Genomic DNA, 22,129 nt, shown 5'->3' with positions numbered 1-22,129 from the left:
GAGCCGGTCGGGTCGGGCGTCGGCTCGGGCGTCGGCTCGGGCGTCGGCTCGACCGCCGCCGCGACGACCCGCAGGTCCGCCGTGGCGAGGGTCTCGTCGGCGGTCACGGCCGCGACCCGGTAGTCACCGGCGGCGACCGACGCGGGCACGGTGACCGTGGTCTCCGCGACCCCGTCCGCCGCGACCTCGACCGTGCCGAGCGCGACGGGGTCGGCCGCGGCGCGTGCCGCACCCGACGTCGCCGCGACGAGCTGCAGCTCGACCGTGGCGCGTGCCGGGAACCCGGTCGCCGTCACGGTGACGTCGCCGCCCGCCCGCACCTCGTCGGTCCCGAGCGCGAGGGCCGGCGTGCGTCGCTCGGCGAGCCGTGCGACGCCCCAGCGGGCCGTGTTCTGGTAGCCCTGGCCGGTCGGGTCGGCCCACGCCTTGACGCCCGTGCGGGCGTTGCCGGTCGCGTCGTTGACCTGGAAGTCCAGGCCGTGGAGCGTGCCGGGCCCGCCCGCCGCGAGGAGGCTGATCTCCGCCTCGACCACGTAGCCCGTGTCCGTCTGCCGGGTGGCGGACGCCACGACGCGGCCCGCGCCGCTCGAGACCGCGTTGTCGGCCGCGATGCGGATCTGGACGTCGTCGGCGCGGTACGCGCCGTTCTTGGCGTTGCCCGGGTCGACGAAGATCTCGAGCGAGTCCTTCTCCCACGCGTTGTTCGGCGCGAGGCTGACCTGCGGGTCGGTGACCTCGGCCAGCAGGAAGAACGACGAGCCGTCGCCCGACCACACCGTGCGCACGTCGGCGTAGGCCGCCGCCGCGCTGCCCTGCGTGACCTTGTCGGTGCGGACCACGGGGGCCGCCGCCCACAGGTCGTCGACCTCGGCGTCGACCGCCGGGGGAGCGTCGACCTGGAGCACGTCGACGTGCGACAGCGGCTCGCGCAGCGTGAGCTCGCCGAGGATCCCCGGGGCGTTCCACCCCGCGGTCGTGGCACCGTCCGTCACGGCGACGTCGAACGGCACGGTGCCGCCCTCGGCCGCACCGGTCAGCGGCAGCTGCACGACGGCCGTCCAGCCGTCGGCGCGCTGCGTGACGGCACCCGGCACGTCACCCTCGCCGGACCGCGCGAACGTGTACCGCTGCGCGCCGACGCGGAACGTGACGGCGTCGGTCGCCTCGACGCTCGCGTCGGTCACGTCGACGTACGCCGTCAGCGTGTCGGGGGACCACCGCAGCGCGAACCGCGCGTGGTCGCCGACCGCGGCGGGCGCGACGAGCTGCCACTGCGGGTCGCTCGTGACGCGCGGCGCGTCGAGGTCGACCTCGCCGCCGAACACCGTCATCGCCTTCGGCTCGGCGGGCACGTCGCCGCCCAGGGCGCCGACGAGCGACCACTTCGGGTTGAGGTAGTCGTCGAACATCAGCGGCGCGCCGTCGTAGTACAGCCACGACCCCGCGTCGTTGAGGCCCCACACCGTGACCGAGAACAGGCGGTCGGGGTTGGCGCGGTCGTACGCGTTGAAGATGTCGAACGCGGTCCGGTAGTACTGCCCCTGCCGGATCGCCAGGCGCTCCGTCTGCGGGTAGCCGGTGGTCACGTCGAACTCGGTGACCGCGAGCTGCAGCCCGGTGGCGGTGAACTTCTCGAGACCCGTGCGCAGGTTCGCGGTCGGGGTGTTGAGGTTGACGTGGTACTGGTGCCCGACGCCGTCGATCGGCACGTCGCGCGCGATCAGCCGCTGCACGAGGTCGTAGTAGCGGTTGAGCTTGGACCCGGCGGCGTCACCGCCCTCGGTGCCGTAGTCGTTGATGAAGAGCTTGACCGGGCGGTCGCTGCCGGGGGCGGCGTAGACGTCGTTGAACGCCTCGTCCGCGTCGCGGAACGCCTGGTCGACGAACTGCTCGCCGAGCGTGTTGAACCACGTGCTGGTGCGCATGCCGTTCGACGCGGTCGACGCGCTGTCGGCGATGACCTCGTTGACGACGTCGAACGCCGCGAGCGGGTTGCCGGGCGAGCCGAACGGGCCGTACCGGTCCGACAGGTACTCGGCGACGTCGAAGATGTGCGTGCGCATGCGTGCGCTCAGCGCCGCGGCGTCGAGCGGCTGGCCGTTGCCGTCCTGGAAGAACCAGCCGGGGTTCTGCCCGTGCCACACGAGCACGTGCCCGTAGACGCGGCCGTCGTTGCGCTTGGCCCAGTCCATGAGCGCGTCGGCGCCCTCGTTGGAGGTCATCTCGGCGCCGGGCGAGCCGGCGAACTTGCCGTCGGCGCCGTACCAGGACTCGGGCTTCATGGCGTTCTCGGGCGTGACCTGGTCGAACTGCGCGCTGAGGACCTGCTCGGGCTCGGTGCCGACGAGGGTCGAGCGGCGCTCGACGGCGACGCCGACGGGGTAGCCCAGGGTGTTCTTGAGGGTCCCGGTGGCGGGCACGGGGTCGCCGACCCGCTGGCCGGAGACCATGGCGTCGTCGAGGTAGAACGTGCCCGTGGTGTTGTCGATCGACACCGTGAGCGGGGTCGCGCCGGCGGTGTGCGTGTAGGTGACGGCGACGCGCTTCCAGACGCCGGGCTGGAGGACGAGGTCCGTGCCCGCGGCGGCGGGCAGCGCGGTGCCGCCGACGGCGACGCGCGCGGTGAGCGGCGTGCCGGCGGCCACGGGGGTCGAGCCCTCGGCGACGTGCACCCACACGGAGATCGTGTAGGTCTGCCCGGCCGTGAGCAGGGTCGCCGGGATCGGCATCTGGGCGCCGTCGCCGACGTGGTCGCGCGCGGCGACGCGGAGGCTGCGCGCGTGGCTGACGCGCGTGCGCACGTCGGTGGTCGAGAAGGACGTGGCGGCCGGCGTGCCCGAGGGGCCCGCGACGTCGAGCGCGGACCAGGCGGGTGCCCGGCTGCCGACGCTGCTCTCGAAGTTGTTGAACATCACGGTGTACGGGACGGTGCCGGTGTCGGCGGCAACGGCGCCGGGTGGTGCCACGAGACCGGTGAGCACGAGGGCCGTGGCGGCCGCCGCACCTCCGATCGCGCGCCGGTGCCGTCGCCCCTGGGCGGGTGCGTGCATGTCGCTCCTTCGCGTGCATGCCGACGCGGCTGCGGTGCCGTGTCGGGGACGTGCCGCTCCTCACCCCGGCGGGCGCGCCGGTGCGCCCGGGATCGGTGGGGAACGTTATCGAGAACGTTATCGAGACGCGTTGACCAGCGACAATGACCCTTTCGGGGCATGCCGACGCCCGGTTTGCGGGGGTCTGAGCCGTCACAGGCGACATGACACGTCTGCACGCCCCACGGCGCGTCCGGCGGCGCAGGCCCACGCGCCGCGACGCGACGGACCGGCGGCGGGGGGACCCACCACGTCTAGACTCCAGGCCATGTCCACCCTCTCCCGCGACGAGGTCGCGCGCGTCGCCGCGCTCGCCCGGATCGACCTGACACCGGCCGAGACCGACCGGCTGGCGGGCGAGCTCGACGTCATCGTCGAGTCCGTCGCCCGCGTGTCCGAGGTCGCCACCCCGGACGTGCCGGCCACGAGCCACCCGCTGCCGCTGTCCAACGTGTTCCGCGCCGACGAGCCCGTCGCGCCGCTCGACCGCGACGAGGTGCTCGCGCAGGCGCCCGCCGCGCAGGACGGCAAGTTCCTCGTCCCGCAGATCCTCGGGGAGGAGTGACGTGACCGACCTGACCCGCCTGACCGCCGCCGAGCTGGCCGACCGCCTGACCGCGCGCGAGGTGACGAGCGTCGAGGCGACGCAGGCGCACCTCGACCGGATCGCGGCCGTCGAGCCCGCCGTCCACGCCTATCTGCACGTCGCGGCCGACGAGGCCCTCGCGACCGCCGCCGACGTCGACGCGCGCCGCGCCGCGGGCGACGACCTGCACGCGCTCGCGGGCGTCCCGATCGCCGTCAAGGACGTGGTCGTGACCCGCGGGCTGCCGACCACGGCCGGCTCGCGCATCCTCGAGGGCTGGGTGCCGCCCTACGACGCGACGCTCGTCGAGCGCATCAAGGCCGCCGGCCTGCCGGTCCTCGGCAAGACCAACATGGACGAGTTCGCCATGGGGTCGTCGACCGAGCACTCGGCGTACGGCAACACGCACAACCCGTGGGACCTCGAGCGGATCCCCGGCGGCTCGGGCGGCGGGTCCGCCGCGGCCGTCGCCGCGTACGAGGCGCCGCTCGCGATCGGCACCGACACGGGCGGCTCGATCCGGCAGCCCGCGGCCGTCACGGGCACGGTCGGCGTCAAGCCCACGTACGGCAGCGTGTCGCGGTACGGGCTGATCGCGCTGGCCAGCAGCCTCGACCAGGCCGGGCCGTGCACGCGCACGGTGCTCGACGCGGCGCTGCTGCACGAGCTGATCGGCGGGCACGACCCGCGCGACTCGACGTCGCTGCCCGACCCCGCGACGGGCTACGTCGCGGCGGCCCGCGAGGGCGCGTCGGGCGACCTGCGCGGCCTCAAGGTCGGCGTCGTGCGCGAGCTGCAGGGCGAGGGCTACCAGCCCGGCGTCCTCGCGCGGTTCGAGGAGTCCCTCGACGCGCTGCGGTCGGCGGGCGCCGAGGTCGTCGAGGTCTCCTGCCCGCACTTCACGTACGCGCTCGCCGCGTACTACCTGATCCTGCCCGCCGAGGCGTCGAGCAACCTCGCGAAGTTCGACGGTATGCGCTTCGGCCTGCGCGTCGAGCCGTCCGAGGGGCCCGTGACCGCCGAGCGCGTCATGGCCGCGACCCGCGGCCAGGGCTTCGGCGACGAGGTCAAGCGCCGCATCATCCTCGGCACCTACGCGCTGAGCGCGGGCTACTACGACGCCTACTACGGCTCGGCGCAGAAGGTCCGCACGCTCATCCAGCGCGACTTCGACGCCGCGTTCGAGCAGGCCGACGTGCTGGTCTCGCCGACCGCGCCGACCACGGCGTTCAAGCTGGGCGAGAAGCTCGACGACCCGCTCGCGATGTACCTCAACGACGTCGCGACGATCCCCGCGAACCTCGCGGGCGTGCCGGGCATGTCGCTGCCGAACGGCCTGTCGGACGACGGGCTGCCGGTCGGGTTCCAGATCCTGGCCCCGGCCCGTGAGGACGCCCGCCTGTACCGCGTGGGCGCCACGCTCGAGCAGCTGCTGGAGACGAGCTGGGAGGGCCCGCTCCTGGGCCGCGCCCCCGAGCTGGCCGGAGGGGCAGCCTGATGACGACGACGAACGTCGACCTGGTCGACTACGACGACGCGGTGGCCCGGTTCGACCCGGTCATCGGCATCGAGGTGCACGTCGAGCTCGGCACCCGCACCAAGATGTTCGACGGCGCCGAGCAGTCGTTCGGCGAGGAGCCGAACACGCAGATCACGCCCGTGAGCCTCGGCCTTCCGGGCGCGCTGCCCGCGGTCAACGGCACCGCGGTGGAGTACGCGATCCGCATCGGCCTGGCGCTGAACTGCGAGATCGCGCAGTCCTGCCGGTTCGCACGGAAGAACTACTTCTACCCGGACGTGCCGAAGAACTTCCAGACGTCGCAGTACGACGAGCCGATCGCGCACGACGGGTACGTGGACGTCGAGCTCGAGGACGGCACGACGTTCCGCGTCGAGATCGAGCGCGCGCACATGGAGGAGGACGCCGGCAAGAACACGCACGTCGGCGGCGCCACCGGGCGCATCCACGGCGCCGAGTACTCGCTGGTCGACTACAACCGCGCGGGCGTGCCCCTCGTGGAGATCGTCACGCGGCCCATCACGGGTGCGGGCGAGCGGGCCCCCGAGGTCGCGCGCGCCTACGTGCAGACGCTGCGCGACCTGTTCCGCGCCCTCGGCGTGTCCGAGGCCCGCATGGAGCGCGGCAACGTGCGCGCCGACGTGAACGTGTCGCTGCGCGCGACCCCGCAGTCCCCGCTCGGCACCCGCACCGAGACCAAGAACGTCAACTCGTTCCGCTCGGTCGAGCGCGCGGTCCGCTACGAGATCGGCCGCCAGGCGGCCGTGCTCGACGCGGGCGGTGCCATCGTCCAGGAGACGCGGCACTGGCACGAGGACACCGGCATCACGACGGCCGGACGCGTGAAGTCCGACGCCGAGGACTACCGCTACTTCCCCGAGCCGGACCTCGTGCCGGTCGTGCCGGACCGTGCGTGGGTCGAGGAGATCCGCGCCGCGCTGCCCGAGCTGCCGCAGGCGCGCCGCCGCCGGCTGCAGGGCGAGTGGGGCTACGCCGACGCCGAGATGCGCGACGTCGTCAACGCGGGTGCCGTCGAGCTCATCGAGGCGACGGTCGCGGCGGGCGCGAGCCCGGCCGCGGCGCGCAAGTGGTGGATGGGCGAGCTCGCCCGTACGGCCAAGCAGCAGGAGGTCGAGCTCGCGGACCTGCCGATCACGCCCGCGCAGATCGGCGCGCTGCAGCAGCTCGTCGACGCCGGGCGGATCAACGACAAGCTCGCGCGCCAGGTGCTCGAGGGTGTGCTGGCCGGTGAGGGCGACCCCGAGCAGGTCGTCGTCGCACGCGGTCTCGAGGTCGTGTCGGACGACGGCCCGCTGCTCGAGGCCATCGACGCGGCGCTCGCGGCGCAGCCCGACATCGCCGACAAGATCCGCTCGGGCAACCTCGGGCCGGTCGGGGCGATCATCGGCGCGGTCATGAAGGCGACCCGCGGGCAGGCCGACGCCGGCCGCGTCCGCGAGCTCGTGCTGGAGCGCGTGCAGGGCTGACGGCCACACCCCGCGGCGCGGGTCGGGACGCAACACCTCGGTCACACGGGGCCCGTACGATCCGACGCGCGCCGCGGGGCACGTGCGTGCAGCGCCCGGCCACCGTGACCGGGCCGCGACGGGAGGTGCCATGCAGAAGCCGACGCTCCAGGGCGAGATGATCGTGCTGCGCCCGGTGCGCGCCGACGACGCCGACGCGATGTGGGACATGCTCGACGACGCCGAGGGCAACCGCCTCACGGGCACGACGCGCACGTTCGCGCGCGCCGAGGTCGACGCGTGGTGCGCGAGCCGTGAGGCCGCGCAGGGGCGGTACGACTTCGCGGTCACCGTCGACGGCGACGACGAGTTCCGGGGCGAGATCGTGCTCTCGGACGTCGACGAGGACGTGCGCTGCGCGAGCCTGCGCCTGTCGATGCGCCCGCTCTACCGCGGTCGCGGCTACGGCACCGAGGCCATCGAGCTGGTGCTCGAGTTCGCGTTCGAGGGCCTCGGGCTGCACCGGGTCGAGCTCGAGGCGCTGAGCATCAACACGCGCGCGGTGTCGCTGTACGAGAACATCGGCTTCCGGGTCGAGGGGCGCCGCCGCGACGCGTACCGCGACGGCGACGGCTGGTGCGACGCGGTCGTCATGTCGATGCTCGAGGACGAGTACCGCGCGGGGCGCATCGGTGGCTGACCGGGTGCTCACGGCGACCGTGCCGGACGACGACCTGCTGGCGCGCCTCGCCGACGTCGCCGCCGCGCACGCGGGCGGGCTCCGGCTGGTCCGCTGGGACCTGGCGGGCCCGCTCGACCCCGCGACGGCCGCGGCGGTCGACCTCGTCGTGATCCCGCACTACTTCGTGCGGCCCGGCGGGTTCGACGTGCTGCGCGACCTGCCGCGGCTGCGGTACGTGCAGCTGCCGAGCGCGGGGTACGAGCACGCGCTGCCGCACCTGCCGCCGGGCGTCGTGCTGTGCAACGGCCGCGGCGTGCACGACGCGGGCACGGCCGAGCTGGCCGTCGGCCTCACGCTCGCGGTCCAGCGCGACCTGCCGCGCGCGGTGCGCGCGATGGCGGACGGGCGGTGGGACAACCCGTTCGGGCCGTCGCTCGCGGACCGGCGGGTGGTCGTCGTCGGGCAGGGGTCGGTGGGCCGGGCGATCGTCGCCCGGTTCCGGCCCTTCGAGGTCGACCTCGTGCGCGTCGCCTCGACCGCGCGCGACGACGCCGACGGGCACGTGCACGGCGTCGACGAGCTGCCGGACCTGCTGCCCGACGCGGACGTCGTGGTGCTCGCGATCCCGTTGTCCCGCACGTCGTACCACCTGCTCGACGCCGCGGCGCTCGCGCGGCTGAAGGACGGCGCCGTGGTGGTCAACGTGGCACGCGGCAAGGTCGTCGACACCGACGCGCTGCTGGCCGAGCTCACGGCGGGCCGGCTGCGCGCCGCGCTCGACGTCACCGACCCCGAGCCGCTGCCGCCCGACCACCCGCTGTGGCACGCGCCGAACCTGCTGGTGACCGCGCACCAGGGCGGCAACACCGACGCGACGTTCCCGCGCGTCGCCGCGCTCGTGCGGCGTCAGCTCGAGGCGCTGCTCGCGGGGGAGCCCCCGGTCAACGAGGTCGCGCGCACCTGACGCGCGAGCCCGGCGCCGGCACGCGGCGACGGGCGTGCGGCGGACCCGCTCAGCCGGGCCGGCGGGCGTGGTCGCGCAGCGCGACCTCCCGCTCGTGCTTGTGGTCGACCATGCGCGCGGGGTAGCCGTGGGGAGGGCCGTCGGGCAGCCTCCACGGCTCGTGCACGGCGGCGCCCGGCACGTCGCGCAGCTCGGGCACCCACCGGCGCACGTAGTCGCCCGACGGGTCGAACTTCAGGCCCTGCGTCACCGGGTTGAACACGCGGAAGTACGGTGCCGCGTCGCGTCCGGTGCCGGCCACCCACTGCCAGTTGAGCTGGTTCTGCGGCACGTCGCCGTCGACGAGCCACGCCATGAAGTGGTCGGCGCCGCGCTGCCACTCGACGTGCAGGTCCTTGACGAGGAACGACGCGACGACCATGCGCACGCGGTTGTGCACCCAGCCGAGCGCGCGCAGCTGGCGCATGCCGGCGTCGACCAGCGGGTAGCCGGTCCGGCCCTGCGCCCACGCCGCGAACGCGTCGTCGGCCTCGGGGCCGGTGGCCCACGCGTCGGCGGGCACGACCTCGCGCAGCGAGCGGCGCGCGGCGGACGGGGAGTGCCACAGCACGTCGGCGTGGAACTCGCGCCACGCGATCTCCGACCGGTACGTCGCGACCGACGTCGCGAGCGCGCCCCGCGCGCCGCGCCCGGCCTCGGCGAGGTCCGCGAGGACCGTGCGCGGGTGGATCTCGCCGTACTTGAGGTGCACCGACATCCACGACGTCACGTCGAGGTCGGGGCGGTCCCGGTCGACGTCGTACCCCGCGAGGTCGTCGCGGACGAACGCGCGCCACCGCTCGCGCGCCGCGCGCTCGCCGGCGCGCGGCAGTCGCACGTCGGTCGCGGGGGCGTCGGGCACGCCGTCGCCGCGCAGCGTCGCCCACGGGACGTCGCGCGGGCGCGGCGCGGGCTCGTGCCAGCCGTGGTCGAGCCAGGCGTTCCGGAACGGCGTGAACACCCGGTACGGGCCGCCCTGCCCGGTGCTCAGGCGCCCGGGCGCGACCGCGTAGGGGCAGCCCGTGCGCACCAGGCGCACGTCGGCACCGAGCGCGGCCTCGACCGCGTCGTCGCGCCGCCGCCCGTAGGGCTCGGTGGCCGCGCTGACGTGCACCGACGTCGCGCCGGTCTCGCGCGCGACGCGCGGCACGACCTCCTCCGCGCGGCCGTGCCGCACCACGAGCCGGCCGCCGGTCGCCTCGTCGAGCGCACGCAGCGACGCCGCGAGGTACGCGAGCCGCGGCGCGCCGGCCGACCGCCACAGCGCGGGGTCCACGACGTAGAGCGCCACGACCTCGTCGTCGGCCGCGCGCGCCTGCGCGACGGCCGCGACCAGCGCGGGGTGGTCGGACAGCCGCAGGTCGCGGCGGAACCAGCAGATCGTCGGCACGCGGCACGCTAACCCGCGCGGCGGCGCGCCGCCCGGCGAGCCGGACGCGGTGCCCGGCGCGCCGACGACGGTCGCCGATGTGCACCCGTCGTGACGGCACGCCACGATGGCCGGATGAGCGACACCGCCGACGAACCGGGTCGCGCCGCACCGGGGCCGCGCGCGGCCGTCGCCGGCGGGCGCACCCTGCTGGGCCACCCGCTGGGGCTGTACACGCTGTTCACGACCGAGCTGTGGGAGCGGTTCAGCTACTACGGCATGCGGGCGATCCTCTTCTACTTCCTCACCGACACGGTCGTGAACGGAGGGCTCGGCCTCGACGACGCGTCGGGCGCCGCGCTGGTCGCGGTCTACGGGTCGGCGGTCTACCTCGTCACGGTCGTGGGCGGCTGGGCCGCCGACCGGGTGATCGGCGCGCGGCGCTCGGTGCTGTGGGGCGGCGTCGTCATCGCCGCCGGGCACGTGAGCCTCGCGCTGCCGTCGGCCGGCACCGCCTACCTCGGCATCGTGCTCGTCGCGCTCGGCACGGGGCTGCTCAAGCCGAACGTCTCGAGCATGGTCGGCGAGCTCTACTCGCGCGACGACCCGCGCCGCGACTCGGCGTTCTCGATCTTCTACATGGGCATCAACATCGGGTCCTTCACGGCCCCGTTCCTCGTGCAGGCCGCGCGCGAGGTCGGCGGCTACCACGCGGGGTTCTCGGTCGCCGCGGTCGGCATGGCCCTCGCGCTCGTGGCCTTCGTGCTCGGTCGTCGTGCGCTGCACGGCGCCGGTGACGCCGTGCCGAACCCGTTGACGCCCGCCGACCGCCCGCAGGTCGTGCGGACGGGCCTGCTGGTGCTGCTCGCGGTCGTGGCCGCGGGCGTCGTCGCGTGGCTCGTCGGCGCCGGGGGCGGTGGGCCGCTCGACGTCGTCATCGACGCGCTGTCCTACCTCGCGCTCGCGGCGCCCGTCGTGATGTTCCTCGTGATGTTCCGGTCGCCGAAGGTCACCGCGCCCGAGCGGTCGCGCCTCACCGCGTACGTGCCGCTGTTCGTCGCCGCCGCGCTGTTCTGGATGATCTTCGAGCAGGCGTCCAGCACGCTGTCGCAGTACGCGCGCGACCACACCGACCTCGACGTGCTGGGCGTGACGATCTCGCCCGTGCTCTACCAGTCGGTCAACCCGGCGGCGATCATCCTGCTGGCGCCCGTGTTCGCGTGGCTGTGGGTGCGACTGGGCGACCGCCCGTCGACCGCGGTGAAGTTCGCGCTCGGCCTCGCGCTCGCGGCGTCGAGCTTCCTGTTCCTCGCGGGCGCGTCCGCGGTCGCCGGCGAGGGGCGCTCGCCCTGGTGGGTGCTGGTGGTCGTGTACGTGGTGCAGACGCTCGGCGAGCTGTGCCTGTCGCCGGTCGGCCTCGCGGCGACCACGCTGCTCGCGCCGCGGGCCTTCCGCGGTCAGGCCATGGCGTTGTGGTTCCTCGCCCCCGCGGCCGGTCAGGCGGTCACGGCGCAGCTCATCACCGTGACCGAGGGCGTCAGCCGCACCGCGTTCTTCGGCGGCATCGGCGTCGTGTCGCTCGCGGTCGCGGGCGTCATGCTCGCGCTCGCGCCGTGGGTGACGCGGCACGTGCGCGAGGGCGCGGAGTCCGAGGCGGACGTGGCCGCGCGGTCCTGAGGCCGGGCCGCCGTCAGAAGGGCGGCGGGGGAGCCGTGGTCGAGCGCACGTGCAGCTCGGTGGCGAGCCGCAGGTGCATCGGCACCTCGCGGCCCGAGACGAGGTCGGCGAGCATCCGCAGCGCCGTCGCGCCCATCTCGCGCAGCGGCTGCGCGACCGTGGTGAGCGGCGGCTCGCTCAGCGCGGACTCGGGGACGTTGTCGAAGCCGACGACCGACACGTCGTGCGGCACGCGCAGCCCGAGGTCGCGCGCGGCGTCGAGCACGGCGAGCGCCGACAGGTCGTTGGCGGCGAACACCGCAGTGGGTCGGTCGGGCCGGTCCAGCAGGTCGTGCGCGGGCGCCGCCGACGTGAGCCGGCGGTACCCGCCGGGCAGCACGAGCGACTCGTCGACGGGCAGGCCCGCCGCGGCCATGGCCTGGCGGAAGCCCTGCTCGCGCAGCCGAGCCGAGTCGAGGTCGGTGCGGCCGCCGAGGTGCGCGATGCGGCGGTGGCCGAGCGAGATCAGGTGCTCGGTCGCCATGACGCCGCCGGCGAGGTTGTCGGAGTCGACGGTGGGCAGGCCCGAGGGGCCCGCGTGGGGGTCGATCGCGATCACGGGGACGCCCGGGTAGGTGTCGAGCACGGTGGGCGTGACGATCACGGCGCCGTCGATGAGCGTGCCGGACAGCCGCGACAGGTACCGGCGCTCCCAGCCGACCTCGCCGCCCCCGCCGCCCGAGTACGCGAGCAGCTCGTAGCCCGTGCTGGCGACCACGGAGCCGGCGCCCTTGAGCAGCTCGGTCGAGAACGGCTCGAACTCGGCGACGAGGATCCCGAGCACGTTGGTGCGGTGGCTGCGCAGCGACCGCGCGCCGAGGCTCGCCTCGTACCCGAGGTCGTCGATCACCTGCTGCACGCGCGCCAGGGTCTCCTGCGAGACGCCGTAACGGCCGTTGACGACCTTCGACACGGTCGCGACCGACACCCCTGCCGTCCGGGCGACGTCGGCCATCTTGACGCGGGTGACCTGCTCCACACGGTGAGCATAGGCCATCGTGCCGATATCGTTATCGACATCGTTTGACTTCGACCCGGACGCCGGTTCAGACTCGTCAGCGTCAAGCCCGGTCGGGGACGGCGACGTCGCCACCGACCGGGTGCCGAGGGCCGGCGAGGGGGCCGTTCCGTCGGTGCAGGATGCGTGTCCCGCGAGGTCGACGACCGAGCAGGGCGCGTCCCTACAGGGATCGACTCGACGAAGAGGACGGGTTCATGAACGTGAGGAAGACCCTGGCGCTCACCTCAGCGGTGTTCGTCTTGGCCGCCGGCATCACGGCGTGCTCGCAGGACAGCGGCGACGGCAGCGACGGCGGCGACGTCACGATGACGCTGTGGCACAACTCCACCACGGGTGACGGCAAGAAGTTCTGGGACGACACCATCAAGGCCTTCGAGGACGCCAACCCCGGCGTCAAGATCAAGGCCCAGGTCGTCCAGAACGAGGACATGGACGGCAAGCTGCAGACCGCGCTCAACGCGGGCGACGCGCCGGACATCTTCATGTCGCGCGGTGGCGGCAAGCTCGCCGACGTCGTCAAGGCCGGTCAGGTCATGGACCTGACCGACCTGATCTCGCCCGAGGTCAAGTCCGCGCTCGGCGACGGCGCGCTCTCCGCGCTCTCGGTCGACGGCAAGGTCTACGGCATGCCGCAGTCGATCCTGCCCGGCGGCATCTACTACAGCGAGGACCTCTTCAAGGAGGCCGGCGTCACCGAGACGCCGACCGACATGGCCTCGCTCAACGACGCGGTCTCCAAGCTCAAGGCCGCGGGCACCAGCCCGGTCGCGCTCGGCGCGAAGGACGCGTGGCCCGCCGCGCACTGGTACTACTTCTTCGCGCTGCGCGAGTGCTCGAAGGACGCGATCGACCAGGCCGCCGAGTCGCGCAGCTTCGACGACGACTGCTTCCTCAAGGCCGGTCAGGACCTGCAGGACTTCGCCGAGACGGAGCCGTTCAACGACGGCTACCTCACGACGTCGGCCCAGCAGGGCGCCGGCTCGTCCGCCGGTCTCATCGCCAACCACCAGGCGGCGATGGAGCTCATGGGCGCGTGGGACCCGGGCGTGATCAAGGACCTCACGCCGACCAAGGAGCCCCTCGCGGACCTGCGCTGGTTCCCCTTCCCGGCCGTCGAGGGCGGCAAGGGTGACCCGTCGGCCATGATGGGTGGCGTCGACGGCAACTCCTGCTGGGTCAAGGCCCCCAAGGAGTGCGCCGACTTCCTGAACTTCTACATGCAGAAGGAGTACCAGGAGAAGTACGCCGAGGCCTTCGTCACGCTGCCCGCCAGCAAGGAGGCGCAGGGCGTCGTCACCGACCCGGCCCTGCAGGACGTCCTCGCGGCGTACAACGACGCGGCCTACGTCTCGGTCTGGCTCGACACGCTGTTCGGCCAGAACGTCGGCAACGCGCTGAACGTCGGCGTGGTCGACATGCTCGCCGGCTCGGGCTCGCCCGAGGCGATCGTCAAGGCCGTCAACGACGCTGCCGCGAAGGGCTGAGGCAGAGTCCACGATGTCATCCATCAGCGAGAACGTGCGCGACGCACAGGGCTCGCCCACGGGTCTCGCAGCCGAGGGCGGCACGGTCACCGTGCCGCCCTCGGCGGGGCGGGCCCGCGGGATCGGTTGGCGCATGCGGGCGGAGATCGCCCTGCTCGCCGGCCCGGCCCTGATCGTCTTCCTGGCCTTCGTCATCTTCCCCGTCGTCATGGCGGCGTACTACGGGTTCTTCAGCTGGCAGGGCTTCGGCCCGCCGACCGACTTCGTCGGCCTGCGGAACTACGTCACGATCCTCACCGACCCGACGTTCCACGACGCGCTGCGGCACAACGCCTTCATCATGGTGATGTCGCTCGTGATGCAGGGACCGATCGCGATCGCCCTGGCGCTCCTGCTCAACCGCAAGATGCGCGGCCAGTCGGTCATCCGGGTCCTCATCTTCGTGCCGTACGTGATCTCCGAGGTCGTCGTCGGCACCGGCTGGAGCCTCATGCTCCAGACCTCGGGTGCGGTGAACGACCTGCTGGGCAAGCTCGGGCTCGAGGGCCTGCAGCGTGACTGGCTGTCGGACCCGAAGATCGCCATCTGGACCCTGATGATCATCATCACGTGGAAGTACGTCGGCTTCGCCGTCATCCTCTTCCTCGCCGGTCTGCAGGGCATCCCCGAGGAGCTCTCGGAGGCGGCCGCGATCGACGGCGCGTCGTACTGGCAGGTCCAGCGGCGCATCACGCTCCCGCTGCTCGGCCCCACGCTGCGCATCTGGGCGTTCCTGTCGATCATCGGCTCGCTGCAGCTGTTCGACCTCGTCTACATCGTCTGGGGCCAGTACGTGGCCTCGACCGCGGGCACCTCGACCATGGCGACCTACATGGTCGTCAACGGGCGGAACGCCGGCAGCTTCGGCTACGGCAACGCCGTCGCCGTCGTCCTCTTCGTCATCTCGCTGATCGTCGCGCTCATCTACCAGCGCTTCGTGCTGCGGCGCGACACCGAGGGCGCGACCACGGGAGGGAAGCGCTGATGGCGACCACCACGATCCGCCGTCCGGCCACGACCGCCACGACGGTCAGCAAGACCTCGAGCCGTCGCCGCGGCGACGCCGCGGTCTGGGGCGTCGCCGCCCTGCTGATCGCCGCGATCCTGGCGCCGGTCGTCTACATCGTGCTCGGCGGGTTCCGCACGAACTCGCAGATCACGCTCGACCCGTCCGGTCTGCCCTCGCCGTGGCAGGTCAGCAACTACCTCGACGTCCTCGGCGGCAGCGTCTTCTGGACCCAGGTGCTCAACTCGGCCGTCGCCGCGCTGAGCACGACGCTCGGCGTCGTCGCGCTCGGCCTCGCGGCGAGCTACGTGCTGGCGCGGTACCGGTTCCGCGGCCGCGGCGCGCTGTACTCGCTGTTCGCGGCGGGCCTGATGTTCCCCATGACGGTCGCGATCACGCCGCTGTACATCCTGGTGCGCGAGCTCGGCCTCATGAACTCGCTCGCGGGCGTGATCCTGCCGCAGGTCGCGTTCGCGCTGCCGACGACGATCATCATCCTGGTCCCGTTCCTGCGGGCCATCCCCGACGAGATCGAGGAGGCCTCGCTGCTCGACGGGTGCAGCAAGCTGTCGTTCTTCTGGCGGATGGTCGTGCCGCTGTCGATGCCCGGCGTCGTCACGGTCGGCATCCTCGCGTTCATCGCGAGCTGGAACAGCTACATGCTCCCGCTGTTCATCCTCAACGACGAGTCGGCGTTCACGCTGCCGCTCGGGGTGCAGGCGTTCGCGTCGCAGCACTCCGTCGACACGGCGCGCGTCCTGGCGTTCACGTCGCTGTCGATGCTCCCCGCCCTGGTGTTCTTCAGCCTGTTCGAGCGCCGCATCGTCGGCGGCCTGACGGGCGCGGTCAAGGGCTGACCGCACCGCGGTGCCCGCGCACGGTCGACGTGCGCGGGCACCGCCCCGTACCTGCTCCACACCCGTACCTGCGTCACACCTGCGTCGCGGCCGCCTGCCGCTCCCTGTCCCGAAGGAGTCGGATCCGTGACGGATCTCCAGACGGCTGCACCGTCGCAGCCCAGCACCCGCGTCCGCGACCTCCTGGAGCGCATGACGCTCGAGGAGAAGCTCGCCCAGATCGTGGGCTTCTGGGAGAAGAGCGAGGGCGAGGCCGTCGCGCCGCTGCAGGGCGAGTTCGAGGTCGAGCGCGGCCTCGACGACGTCATCAAGGACGGGCTGGGCCACCTCACGCGCGTGTACGGCACGCGTCCGATCGACGCGGTCGAGCGCGCGCGCTGGCTGTGGGACAAGCAGCGCTGGTTCGTCAACGAGACCCGCCTGGGCATCCCCGCGCTCGTGCACGAGGAGTGCCTGACGGGCCTGTCGGCCTGGGGTGCCGCCACCTTCCCGACGCCGCTGGCGTGGGGCTCGTCGTTCGACGCCGACCTCGTGACCCGCATGGGCGAGGTCATCGGCCGCTCGATGCGCACGCTCGGGGTCCACCAGGGCCTCGCGCCCGTGCTCGACGTCATCCGCGACCCCCGGTGGGGCCGCGTCGACGAGTGCATCTCGGAGGACCCGTACCTCGTCGGCACGCTCGGCACGTCGTACGTGCGCGGTCTGCAGTCCACGGGCGTCCACGCGACGCTCAAGCACTTCGTCGGCTACTCGGCGTCGCAGTCGGGCCGCAACTTCGGGCCCGTGCACGCGGGGCCGCGCGAGGTCGCCGACGTGCTCCTCCCGCCGTTCGAGATGGCCGTGCTCGACGGCGGCGTCCGCTCGGTCATGCACTCCTACGCCGAGATCGACGGCGTGCCCGTCGCCGCCAACCCCGAGCTGCTCACCGGCGTGCTGCGCGACCGGTGGGGCTTCGACGGCACGGTCGTCGCCGACTACTTCGGCGTCGCCTTCCTGCACCTGCTGCACCACGTCGCGGCCGACCTCGGCGACGCCGCCGGGCAGGCGCTCGCGGCGGGCGTCGACATCGAGCTGCCCACGGGCGACGCGTACCTCACGCCGCTCGCCGAGGCCGTGCGCTCCGGCACGGTCGACGAGGCGCTCGTCGACCGCGCCGTGCTGCGCGCGCTCGCGCAGAAGGAGGAGCTCGGCCTGCTCGACGCGCGGTTCGACGACGAGCCGCCCACCGAGGTCGACCTCGACAGCCCCGAGCACCGCGAGATCGCCGCGCAGCTGGCCGAGCGGTCGCTCGTGCTGCTGACGAACGACGGCACGCTGCCCGTCGCGCCCGACGCACGCATCGCCGTCGTCGGCCCCAACGCCGACCGCACGGCCGCGCTGTTCGGCTGCTACTCGTTCCTCAACCACGTGCTCGCGCACCACCCGGACGTGCCCGTGGGCATCGAGTCGCCCACGGTGCTCGAGGCGCTGCGCCGCGAGCACGCCGCGCAGATCACCTACGCGCGCGGCTGCGCGGTCGACGACGACGACCGCTCGGGCTTCGACGAGGCCGTCGCGATCGCGTCCGACGCCGACGTCGCCGTGCTCGTGGTCGGCGACCACGCGGCGCTGTTCGGCCGCGGCACGGTCGGCGAGGGCTGCGACCGCGACGACCTCGAGCTGCCGGGCGTGCAGCGCGAGCTCGTCGAGGCCGTGCTCGCGACCGGCACCCCCGTCGTGCTCGTCATGCTCACGGGCCGCCCGTACGCCGTGGACTGGGCGCTGGGGCGCTGCGCCGCGGCCGTGCAGGCGTTCTTCCCGGGCGAGGAGGGCGGCACCGCGATCGCGGGGCTGCTGAGCGGGCGCGTCAACCCGTCGGGCCGGCTGCCGATCAGCATGCCGCGCTCGGCCGGGGCGCAGCCGTACACGTACCTGCACCCCGCGCTGGGCGGCGACGGCGACGTCACCAACCTCAGCACGGTGCCCACGCTGCCGTTCGGGCACGGGCTGTCGTACACGACGTTCACGCACACCGACCTGCGGGTCGCGCCCGGCGCGACCACCGACGGCGGCCTGGCCGTCACGGTGACCGTCACCAACACGGGCGGCCGCACGGGCGCCGACGTCGTGCAGCTGTACGGGCACGACGTCGTCGCGAGCGTCACGCGCCCCGTCGCGCAGCTGCTCGGCTACCACCGCGTCGAGCTCGCCCCCGGGCAGAGCGTCGACGTCGAGCTCACGGTGCCCGCCGCGCGCCTGGCGTTCACGGACCGCTCGGGTCGCCGCGTGGTCGAGCCCGGCGAGCTGCGCGTGTGGGTCGGGCCGTCGTGCGCCGAGCGCGAGGTCGAGGCGAGCGTCGAGCTCGCGGGGGAGACCTACGCCGTGACGCTGGACGACGCGCGCTGGACGCACGTCACCGCCGTCTGAGCGTCCGGCCCTCGGAGGATCACAGGCCGGACGCGCGGGACGCCCCGCACCAGGGCCGACGTACGGTGGGCGGGCACCAGCACGGTGCCCGCCCCCGAAGGAGAACTGCGCGATGAGCCGTCCCCTGCGCTCACGTACCTCGACCCACGGTCGCAACATGGCCGGAGCGCGTGCGCTCTGGCGCGCCACGGGCATGGGTTCGGAGGACTTCGGCAAGCCGATCGTCGCGATCGCGAACTCGTACACGCAGTTCGTGCCGGGGCACGTGCACCTCAAGGACATGGGCGACCTCGTCGCGTCGGCGATCCAGGAGGCCGGCGGCGTCGCCAAGGAGTTCAACACCATCGCGGTCGACGACGGCATCGCGATGGGGCACGCGGGCATGCTGTACTCGCTGCCCAGCCGCGACCTCATCGCCGACTCGGTCGAGTACATGGTGCAGGCGCACTGCGCCGACGCCCTGGTGTGCATCTCCAACTGCGACAAGATCACGCCCGGCATGCTCAACGCGGCGCTGCGGCTGAACATCCCGGTGATCTTCGTGTCCGGCGGGCCGATGGAGGCCGGCAAGGCCGTCGTCGCGGACGGCGTCGCGAAGACGCACCTCAACCTCATCAACGCGATCAACTACTCGGCGGACGACAACGTGTCGGACGCGGCGCTCGCGAGCGTCGAGGAGAACGCGTGCCCCACGTGCGGCTCGTGCTCGGGCATGTTCACCGCCAACTCGATGAACTGCCTGACCGAGGCGCTCGGGCTGTCGCTGCCCGGCAACGGCTCGACGCTCGCGACGCACAGCGCGCGCCGCGAGCTGTTCCTCGAGGCGGGGCGCACGATCGTGGACCTCGCGCGGCGCTACTACGACGACGAGGACGACACCGCGGCGCCGCGGTCGATCGCGACCCGCGCGGCGTTCTCGAACGCGATGACGCTCGACGTCGCGATGGGCGGCTCGACCAACACCGTGCTGCACATCCTGGCCGCCGCGCAGGAGGCCGAGGTCGACTTCACGCTCGACGACATCGACGCGCTCAGCCGTCGCGTGCCGTGCCTGTCGAAGGTCGCGCCGAACCACCCGGACTTCCACATGGAGGACGTGCACCGCGCCGGCGGCATCCCCGCGCTACTGGGCGAGCTCGACCGCGCCGGCCTGCTCGACCACGACGTGACGAGCGTGCACACCCCGACGCTCCGCGCGTGGCTCGACGACTGGGACGTGCGCGGCGGCAAGGCCACGCAGCGCGCGGTCGACCTGTTCCACGCCGCGCCCGGCGGCGTCCGCACGACGCAGGCGTTCTCGACGTCGAACGTGTGGGAGTCCCTCGACACCGACGCCGCGAACGGCTGCATCCGCGACGTCGCGCACGCGTACACGGTCGAGGGCGGGCTCGCGGTGCTGCGCGGCAACCTCGCGCAGGACGGCGCGATCCTCAAGACCGCGGGCATCGACCCCGACGTCTTCCACTTCGTGGGGCGCGCGCTGGTGTGCGAGTCGCAGGACGAGGCGGTCGAGAAGATCCTGCGCAAGGAGGTCGAGCCCGGCCACGTCGTGGTCGTGCGGTACGAGGGCCCGTCCGGCGGCCCCGGCATGCAGGAGATGCTGTACCCGACGTCGTTCATCAAGGGCCGCGGCCTGGGCAAGATGTGCGCGCTCATCACCGACGGCCGGTTCTCGGGCGGGTCGTCGGGCATCTCGGTGGGGCACATCAGCCCCGAGGCCGCCGCGGGCGGCACGATCGGCCTCATCGAGGACGGCGACGAGATCGAGATCGACGTCGAGACGCGCCTCATCCGCGTCAACGTGCCCGACGAGGTCCTCGCCGAGCGGCGCGCCAAGATGGAGGCGCGCGAGAACCCGTGGCAGCCGGTCGACCGCGACCGCTACGTGTCGCCCGCGCTGCAGGCGTACGCCGCGATGGCGACGTCCGCCGACCGCGGGGCCGTGCGCGACGTGAGCCGCCTCCGCCGGGTCTGACGGTGGTCTGGCTGGGACTTGGGCCGCGAGGTAGCCTGATCTTCCGAGTCATATAGGGCAGATGAGAAGGCGGGTCGTCATGCCACGCAAGTCCGCGATCGCGCACCTCGACCGACCCGACGACGTGGACATCGAGGCGCTCAAGAACTTCCTGCGCGATCACGACGGAGCCTCGGTCGAGGTGGAGCTCGTGGCAGCGGACGGTTCGCGCGCCTCGGTCCCGGCGCGAGTCGCCGACGTGGTTCGACGCGTCATCGGTGCCGCGGCCGATGGGCGTGCGATGGACGTCGTCGACGACGTCGACGAGGTCACGCCCAACGAGGCCGCGGCGCTCCTCGGGGTGTCCCGCAACACGGTGCTGAAGCTCGTCGACGAGGGCGACCTGACGGCGAGACGCGTGCCTGGTTCCCGCCATCGACGCCTCCCTCGTGCCGACGTCATGGCGTTCCGTGCACGCAGGCGAGCCCTTGAGAACGCGCTCGCGGCAGCAGCCGAGGTTGCGCTCGAGGAAGACGTCTGGGACGCGGAGCTCCGGGACGGTGCGCAGACGGCACGATGACGCGTCCGCGGGTCTACGTCGACACGAACGCCCACATCCCTTACTACCTGAGTGACCTCTTCGGGTTCCTCGCCACGTACTCGGTGATCGACCTGCTGTGGTCGGACTACCTCGTCGACGAGATCCTCGAGGTGGTGGCGCGGGTGCACGGGCCCGGCTCGGTGAAGCCGCGCGTGGCGCAGTGGGCTGCGCTCCGTGCCGCGTTCCCTGAGGGCGAGGTCACCAGCGAGAACTGGCGGTCCCGGATGGCCGACGCCTCGGGCGTGGACGACGACGACCTGCCGCACCAGGCTGCGGCTCTGGCCGGTGGCGCCTCGGTGCTGGTGACCTCGGATCGTGCGGGGTTTCCCGCCGATGGTCTGGCACGCCACGGCGTCCTCGTCCTGACGCCGGACCAGTGCCTCGAGGAGCTGCTTCTCGAGGACCCGTTGGGTGTGGCCGAGACGCTGGTGGCGCGCTGCGCGATGTTCCGAAGGGCACCCCGGTCGCTCGACGAGTACCTCGACGTGCTCGCGCGATCCGTTCCGCGGTTCGCGCGCGCCGCCGAGGTGTGCGCGCATGGGCGTGACCTCGGTGGGGACTGACGACGAGAGGTCGCACTCGGGACGCGCGTCGTCGGCCTGGATCGCGCAGCGCACAGCCGCTGGCTCCGTGTCCGCGCAGCCGCGGAGGTCGGCCCGCCGGACGGTCGCACGACCGGGACACGCGCGTCAGACGTCGCGTGCCACCCAGCACGGGACTGCTTAGTCTCAGGCGTATGACGAGTGCAGGCGAGGGCGCCATCGACATCAAGCCGCGGTCGCGGCAGGTCACCGACGGGCTCGAGGCGACGGCGGCGCGCGGCATGCTGCGCGCGGTCGGGCTCGGGGACGAGGACTTCGCGAAGCCGCAGGTCGGCGTCGCGAGCTCGTGGAACGAGATCACGCCGTGCAACCTGTCGCTCGACCGGCTCGCCAAGGCCGTGAAGGCGGGCGTGCACGCGGGCGGCGGGTACCCGCTGGAGTTCGGGACCATCTCGGTGTCCGACGGCATCTCGATGGGCCACGAGGGCATGCACTACTCGCTCGTGAGCCGCGACATCATCGCCGACAGCGTCGAGACCGTGATGATGGCCGAGCGGCTCGACGGGTCCGTGCTGCTGGCCGGGTGCGACAAGTCGCTGCCCGGCATGCTCATGGCCGCCGCGCGCCTCGACCTCGCGAGCGTGTTCCTCTACGCGGGCTCGATCATGCCGGGCTGGGTCAAGCTGTCCGACGGCACCGAGAAGGACGTGACGATCATCGACGCGTTCGAGGCCGTCGGTGCGTGCGCACGCGGGCTCATGAGCCGCGAGGACGTCGACCGCATCGAGC

At 73.1% G+C, this 22,129-nt stretch carries 17 protein-coding genes; 14 read left to right on the top strand and 3 right to left on the bottom strand.

The window, feature by feature from the left end; all coding sequences use genetic code 11:
* Positions 1-3,050 (bottom strand): endo-1,4-beta-xylanase (locus tag CS2_RS13410; protein WP_156442136.1); only part of this gene is annotated, 3,050 nt, incomplete at its 3' end.
* A 307-nt stretch (positions 3,051-3,357) separates the two neighbouring features.
* Here CS2_RS13410 and gatC point away from each other — a divergent pair.
* The 5 genes from gatC (at position 3,358) to CS2_RS13385 (ending at position 8,306) form a co-directional block, all read left to right on the top strand.
* Positions 3,358-3,654: an Asp-tRNA(Asn)/Glu-tRNA(Gln) amidotransferase subunit GatC gene (gene gatC, locus CS2_RS13405; RefSeq protein ID WP_046527840.1), complete on the top strand. Its 297-nt coding sequence runs from the start codon at positions 3,358-3,360 to the stop codon at positions 3,652-3,654.
* A 1-nt stretch (position 3,655) separates the two neighbouring features.
* Positions 3,656-5,173, top strand: coding sequence for an Asp-tRNA(Asn)/Glu-tRNA(Gln) amidotransferase subunit GatA (gatA, locus tag CS2_RS13400; protein WP_070320366.1), 1,518 nt, complete (start codon positions 3,656-3,658; stop codon positions 5,171-5,173).
* Entirely contained in the window at positions 5,173-6,681 is a 1,509-nt protein-coding gene (gene gatB, locus CS2_RS13395; protein WP_046527842.1) for an Asp-tRNA(Asn)/Glu-tRNA(Gln) amidotransferase subunit GatB, read from the top strand. The genes gatA and gatB overlap by 1 nt, the downstream gene beginning before the upstream one ends.
* Positions 6,682-6,811: 130 nt before the next feature.
* Positions 6,812-7,360: a GNAT family N-acetyltransferase gene (locus tag CS2_RS13390; RefSeq protein WP_046527843.1), complete on the top strand. Its 549-nt coding sequence runs from the start codon at positions 6,812-6,814 to the stop codon at positions 7,358-7,360.
* A complete protein-coding gene (locus CS2_RS13385; RefSeq protein WP_226236447.1) occupies positions 7,353-8,306 on the top strand; it encodes a 2-hydroxyacid dehydrogenase in 954 nt (317 codons plus the stop codon). Before CS2_RS13390 ends, CS2_RS13385 begins: the two co-directional genes overlap by 8 nt.
* A gap of 49 nt (positions 8,307-8,355) precedes the next feature.
* Here CS2_RS13385 and CS2_RS13380 read toward each other — a convergent pair whose 3' ends face one another.
* Positions 8,356-9,735, bottom strand: a complete 1,380-nt coding sequence (locus CS2_RS13380; RefSeq protein WP_070320367.1) for a cryptochrome/photolyase family protein — start codon at positions 9,733-9,735, stop codon at positions 8,356-8,358.
* Positions 9,736-9,849: 114 nt separating this feature from the next.
* Between CS2_RS13380 and CS2_RS13375 the strand changes: the two genes are divergently transcribed.
* Positions 9,850-11,391: a peptide MFS transporter gene (locus tag CS2_RS13375; RefSeq protein ID WP_070320364.1), complete on the top strand. Its 1,542-nt coding sequence runs from the start codon at positions 9,850-9,852 to the stop codon at positions 11,389-11,391.
* Between the two features lie 13 nt (positions 11,392-11,404).
* Here the strand turns inward: CS2_RS13375 and CS2_RS13370 are convergent, their stop codons facing one another.
* On the bottom strand, positions 11,405-12,427 hold the full coding sequence (locus CS2_RS13370) for a LacI family DNA-binding transcriptional regulator (RefSeq protein WP_046527848.1): 1,023 nt from the start codon (positions 12,425-12,427) through the stop codon (positions 11,405-11,407).
* Positions 12,428-12,645: 218 nt separating this feature from the next.
* Here CS2_RS13370 and CS2_RS13365 point away from each other — a divergent pair, with 218 nt between their 5' ends.
* The 8 genes from CS2_RS13365 to CS2_RS13330 all read left to right on the top strand — a co-directional run.
* A complete protein-coding gene (locus CS2_RS13365; protein ID WP_070320363.1) occupies positions 12,646-13,935 on the top strand; it encodes an extracellular solute-binding protein in 1,290 nt (429 codons plus the stop codon).
* Between the two features lie 13 nt (positions 13,936-13,948).
* A complete protein-coding gene (locus CS2_RS13360) occupies positions 13,949-14,959 on the top strand; it encodes a carbohydrate ABC transporter permease (RefSeq protein ID WP_046527849.1) in 1,011 nt (336 codons plus the stop codon).
* The gene (locus CS2_RS13355) at positions 14,959-15,837 is read left to right on the top strand and encodes a carbohydrate ABC transporter permease (RefSeq protein ID WP_046527850.1); all 879 of its coding nucleotides are present in this window, start codon (positions 14,959-14,961) and stop codon (positions 15,835-15,837) included. Before CS2_RS13360 ends, CS2_RS13355 begins: the two co-directional genes overlap by 1 nt.
* Positions 15,838-15,963: 126 nt before the next feature.
* Positions 15,964-18,243, top strand: coding sequence for a beta-xylosidase/alpha-l-arabinosidase (locus CS2_RS13350; RefSeq protein WP_070320362.1), 2,280 nt, complete (start codon positions 15,964-15,966; stop codon positions 18,241-18,243).
* A 112-nt stretch (positions 18,244-18,355) separates the two neighbouring features.
* Positions 18,356-20,218, top strand: coding sequence for a dihydroxy-acid dehydratase (gene ilvD / locus CS2_RS13345; protein ID WP_070320361.1), 1,863 nt, complete (start codon positions 18,356-18,358; stop codon positions 20,216-20,218).
* A 124-nt stretch (positions 20,219-20,342) separates the two neighbouring features.
* The gene (locus tag CS2_RS13340) at positions 20,343-20,777 is read left to right on the top strand and encodes a helix-turn-helix domain-containing protein (RefSeq protein WP_169798652.1); all 435 of its coding nucleotides are present in this window, start codon (positions 20,343-20,345) and stop codon (positions 20,775-20,777) included.
* Complete coding sequence (locus CS2_RS13335) at positions 20,774-21,361, top strand: VapC50 family PIN domain-containing toxin (RefSeq protein WP_070320359.1); 588 nt, start codon at positions 20,774-20,776, stop codon at positions 21,359-21,361. Before CS2_RS13340 ends, CS2_RS13335 begins: the two co-directional genes overlap by 4 nt.
* Positions 21,362-21,534: 173 nt before the next feature.
* Positions 21,535-22,129, top strand: a 595-nt coding sequence (locus tag CS2_RS13330) for a dihydroxy-acid dehydratase domain-containing protein (RefSeq protein WP_174524308.1), incomplete at its 3' end; no start/stop codon positions are given.

Source organism: Cellulomonas iranensis NBRC 101100 = JCM 18110, assembly GCF_001552375.1.
In the GTDB taxonomy this organism is placed as follows: Bacteria; Actinomycetota; Actinomycetes; order Actinomycetales; family Cellulomonadaceae; genus Cellulomonas; species Cellulomonas iranensis.
Note: the sequence above shows the minus strand (reverse complement) of the source record. Positions and strands in the feature narration are given on the sequence as shown.